The organism is Vibrio sp. Vb0349, assembly GCF_033338975.1.
On record NZ_JAWOTS010000094.1, the window covers coordinates 1 to 1,935 of the forward strand.

At 47.8% G+C, this 1,935-nt stretch carries 1 protein-coding gene; it reads left to right on the plus strand.

The genetic code is table 11. The features are described 5' to 3' along the window. A partial coding sequence (locus R7Q47_RS23495; protein WP_318089503.1) for a VCBS domain-containing protein occupies positions 1–1,935 on the plus strand: 1,935 nt, incomplete at both ends.

The window sequence follows — 1,935 nt, forward strand, 5'->3', positions numbered from 1 at the left end:
AGTTTCACTTACACCGCGACAGCAAACGGCAACTCAGTATTTACGCTGGTGGTGAATGTTGATGGTTCATACAACTTTACGTTGGAAGGCCCAATCGATCACGCTAGTGGCAGTGATGCGTTAACACTGAATTTCCCGATTACAGCGACGGATTTTGATGGCGATACCAGCACCATGGTTTTGCCTGTCACCATTCAAGATGACGTTCCTACGATTGAGAATGTCGAGCCTCTCACTGTAGATGAAAATGACTTAATTACGAATGGTGGACAATCAAACGCACTGTTGGTTGAAGGGCAGTTCACGACCACACAAGGCTCAGATGGTGTGGTTCAGTACCAGCTTGAAACAGGTTCAGACCCGCTAAACGGTTTGACCTCCAATGGTCAAGTTATCACGTTGGCCGAAGTCAGTAATGCCGACGGTAGCTTTACCTACACGGCGACGGCAAACGGCAATCCGGTATTTACGTTACAGGTAAACAGTGACGGGAGTTACTCGTTTGAACTGCAAGGGGCTGTTGATCATGCTCCAAATAGTGACACCTTAACGTTGGACTTTTCCATCATTGCGACGGATTTTGATGGCGACACGAGCAAAATTACGTTGCCAGTCACGATCGTTGACTCATTGCCAGTTGTAACGGATTTTGAAGCGATCAGTGTTGATGAAGACGATCTGGCTGGTATCGGTTCAGACCAAAACGACCCAGTTTCAATTGATGGCCAGTTTACGACCACTGAAGGTGCAGACAGAGTCGTGAGTTACCAGCTTGACTCGAATGCGAAACCTGTTGATGGGCTCACCTCGCAAGGCAATCCAGTGACGTTGATAGAGACTGCAAATCCTGATGGCAGCTTCAGCTACGTTGCGACAGCAGATGGCAACCCTGTCTTTACGTTGGTAGTGAAAACGGATGGCAGTTATAACTTCACACTGGAAGGCCCAATCGATCACGCTATTAATAGCGATGAGCTAACGCTGAACTTCCCAATAATTGCGACTGACTTTGATGGCGATACAACTTCTGCCACCATCCCAGTGACTATCGTCGATGATAAACCAGTCATAACGAATGTGGATGCAATCCAAGTTGATGAAGATGACTTGATTGGGATTGGCTCAGACCAAAATGATGCACTTTCCATCAACGGCCAATTTGCAACAACGCAAGGTTCTGATGGTGTCGTTAGTTATCAATTGGATGCTTCTGCCGACCCTGTCGCAGGGCTGACATCTCAAGGTATCGTGGTAACGATGATTGAAACGGCCAACCCAGACGGCAGTTTTACTTATCAAGCCACCGCGGGTGGTAACGCCGTCTTTACCTTGATTGTTAACGCAGATGGTTCTTATAACTTTACGCTAGAAGGCCCTATCGACCATGCCAATGGTAGTGACGAGCTAACGCTGAACTTCCCGATTATTGCGACCGATTTTGATGGTGATACCAGTTCAGCGGTGATCCCAGTGACCATCGTCGATGACCAACCAACTATCACAAACGTCGATTCTATTACGGTTGATGAAGACGATTTATCGGGCGTTGGTTCTTCTCAGGATGGCGTTGTTTCTATTGACGGTAAATTCACTACAACAGAAGGCTCTGATCGAGTGGTGAGTTATCAACTTGATTCCTCGACGGATCTTGTTGCTGGCCTTACCTCACATGGCGAAGCGGTTGTACTCGTAGAAACGGCAAATGCTGACGGCAGCTTCACTTACAGTGCGACGGCAGATGGCAATCCAGTATTTACGTTGGTAGTGAATGTGGATGGCTCTTACAACTTCACGTTGGAAGGCCCAATCGATCACGCTACTAATAGCGACGAGCTAACGCTGAACTTCCCAATCATCGCAACGGATTTTGATGGTGACACCAGCTCAGCGGTGATCCCAGTGACTATCGTCGATGACCAACCGACCATCACAAAC